Source organism: Microbacterium sp. ISL-103, assembly GCF_018613995.1.
Lineage (GTDB): Bacteria > Actinomycetota > Actinomycetes > Actinomycetales > Microbacteriaceae > Microbacterium.
The window spans coordinates 1-2874 of record NZ_JAGGPD010000252.1 but is presented as its reverse complement, the minus strand read 5'-3'; the positions used below and the strand labels follow the sequence as shown (position 1 = coordinate 2874).

Annotated in this window: 3 protein-coding genes and 1 pseudogene; 3 read left to right on the top strand and 1 reads right to left on the bottom strand. The window is 70.4% G+C overall.

The features are described 5' to 3' along the window. Nucleotides 1–741: GTP-binding protein (locus tag J7E68_RS10115; protein WP_215172215.1), on the top strand; the 741-nt coding region annotated here is incomplete at its 5' end. A gap of 18 nt (nucleotides 742–759) precedes the next feature. Here J7E68_RS10115 and aztA read toward each other — a convergent pair. Beyond that, nucleotides 760–1413, bottom strand: a complete 654-nt coding sequence (gene aztA, locus J7E68_RS10110) for a zinc ABC transporter ATP-binding protein AztA (RefSeq protein ID WP_215172212.1) — start codon at nucleotides 1411–1413, stop codon at nucleotides 760–762. Between the two features lie 55 nt (nucleotides 1414–1468). On the opposite strand from aztA, the gene aztB reads away from it, so the two are divergent. Next, nucleotides 1469–2320 (top strand): zinc ABC transporter permease AztB, encoded by an 852-nt coding sequence (aztB, locus tag J7E68_RS10105; protein ID WP_311416809.1) that lies wholly within the window; start codon nucleotides 1469–1471, stop codon nucleotides 2318–2320. A gap of 60 nt (nucleotides 2321–2380) precedes the next feature. Beyond that, nucleotides 2381–2874 (top strand): annotated as a pseudogene (locus tag J7E68_RS10100) (ABC transporter); the annotation flags it as partial.

Here is a 2874-nt window from a genome sequence, read left to right as displayed (position 1 = left end):
GGTGACGACCTCCGCGACGGCGCACCCCTCATCGCAGGCGCCCCCGATGGTGACGACCGATGGGACTTCGGGTCCCGCGCCCGCCGGGCGGTCTCCTACATCGAGGGCGCCACGCTCGTCGCCTTCGTGAACTGGGAGTCGACGCCCACCAGTGAGCTGTCATTGCTCATGGCGCTCGCCTCGCATCTCAACCCGACGGCCCGCGTGCGACTGTCTCGGGGTCCCGCCGAGGACTTCCATGCTCTGCGCGCCTCGCCGCGCTTCGCGCCCCCGCTTCTGGAGCGGGCCGGATGGGTCCGCTCTCTCAACGACGAGCACGACCCGCACATGACGGACCCGCGGGTCACGACCGTGCGCTACGAGCAGCCACGCCCGTTCCACCCCGCGCGGCTGCGCACCGCACTGGACGACATCGCGTCAGGTGACCACGGGGCCGTGCTGCGTTCTGCGGGTTTCTGCCGACTGGCCAGCCGCACCGGAATCCTCGCGCGCTGGGACCAGGTCGGCCCCGCCATCTGGATCGATCCCCTCTCCACCGATATCGAGAACGCGTCGACGGTGCAGGACCTCGCCGTCACGGGGCTGAACCTCGACCACGCGGGACTTCGGGCCGCGCTCGACGACGCGACCGTCACAGACGACGAGCTCACGGCCGGGCCCGCCGCGTGGCGGAGGTTCTCGGACACTTTCCCCGCGTGGCCCTCCATCGCAGACGAGGCCGGGCGGACTGGCGGTCAGTGACGCGGGCGCACTGACAGGTCACACCTCGGCGCGCACACGACCGTCGACAAGCGGGATCGTGTGCTCCGCATCGCCGATGACGGCGGGGTCGTGCGAGACGCAGACGACCGCGACCCCGCGTGCGGACTCCTCGCGCAGCACCGCGCGGATCCGAAGAGCGCTCGACGCGTCGAGGCCGGTCGTCGGCTCGTCGAGCAGCAGAAGGTCGGCATCGCGCGCCAGCCCCTGCGCCAACAGGGCCCGCTGCTGCTGTCCGCCGGAGAGCGAAGAGAACGGCTCGCGCGCCAATGAGCGGATCTCGAGGCGATCCATCGATCTCTCGATGAACTCGCGCGCTGTGGCATCCGCGCGTCGCCACAGTCCGAATCGACCCCATGCGCCGACACGCACCACATCTCTCACCGACACAGGGAGGCCGTCAGGAATAGCGGCGCGCTGCGGCACGAACGCCACAGCACCCCGCACCGTGCGGATGCCGGAGGACACCGGCCGTGTGCCCCCGAGCACCTCGAGAAGAGTCGACTTGCCGGCACCGTTCGGCCCGGTGATGACGGTGACCGCACCGGCGGCGATCGAGACATCGATGCCCGCGAGGGCCGCCCGGTCGCCGAACGAGCCCCGGACATCGGTGAGAGCAGCGGTCGCACGCGGGGCGAGGGGGAGGTCGAGCACCTCTTCATCTTATGAGTTTGATAATCATTCTCAAAAAGCCCTAGGCTCACTGAACGTGACCTCCCACACCTCCGGCGTGCTCGCCCCCTTCGCGCTCGACTTCCTGCAACGCGGGATGCTCGGCGGCGCACTCGTCGCGGTGCTCTGCGCCGTCGTCGGCACCTGGGTGGTCATCCGCGGCATGGCATTCCTCGGCGAAGCGCTGGCACACGGCATGCTCCCCGGCGTCGCCCTCGCCACCGTGCTCTCGCTGCCTGTGCTGGTCGGCGGCGCACTGAGCGCCATCGCGATGAGCCTCGGCATCGGCGTGCTGCAGCGCCGAGCACGACTGTCATACGACACGAGCATCGGCCTGCTGTTCGTCTCGATGCTCGCGCTCGGGGTCATCATCATCTCCCACTCCGGCAGCTTCGCCACCGACGCGACAGCGATCCTCTTCGGCGACATCCTCGCGATCAGCGAGACGGACCTCGTGCTGCTCGCCGCAGCAGCCGCCCTCGGACTGCTCACCGCCGCCATGCTCCACCGCTCGTTCGTGGCGCTGTCGCTCGACGCACGGATCGCGTCGGTGCTGGGGCTCCGCCCGCAGATCGCCCAGGCAGCGCTCGTCGGACTCGTGACCCTCGCCGTCGTCGCCTCCTACCAGGCCGTCGGATCGATGCTCGTCGTCGGCCTGCTGCTCGCTCCGGCCGTCGCCGCAGGGCACTGGACCACCCGCATCCCGACCCGCATGGCGCTCGCCGCACTCTTCGGCATCGCCGCGGTCTTCTTCGGTCTGCTCGCGTCGTGGTACGCGGCGACGGCCGCGGGGGCATCGGTGGCGGCATCCGCCATCCTGCTCGCCTGCCTCTCGTGGGCGGCGCGGGCAGCGTTCGACTCTCTCGGCTCACGGGCGCGACGCGCCTGAACCCTCCGTCGCGACGACGCGACCCCGCACGACACACGACACACGACACGAAAGGACCCCGTGCGCTCTCGCATCACCCTCTTGGCCCTCACCGGCACTCTCGCCGTCTCGCTGGTCGCCTGCAGCTCGGCACCCGTCGACCGGGCGTCCAGTGATTCCTCAGATGACGCACACGGCGCCGTCGCCGGCGCGGAGGAGGTGGCCGAGCCGCAGCTCGGGCTGACGTCGATCGACGCCGACGGCGCAGTCACCCACCTGGACCTGCTCGACGAGAGCGTGACGGACATCGGCGAGGTCTCTTCCCCGAGCGCTCTGACGACCGACGGTCGCTACCTGTTCGCGCAGACCGACGACGGCATCGACATCGTCGACAGCGGCGTGTGGACCTGGGACCACGTCGATCATTTCCACTACTACCGCGCGGATCCGGCCGTGCTCGGCTCGGTGCCCGGCGACGGCACGGCAGCAGTCGCGACGACCAACCTGTCGACGACCGGCGGCACCGGCATCTCGTTCGCGGGTTCGGGCGATGCCGTGCCGCCCGACCCCCAGGC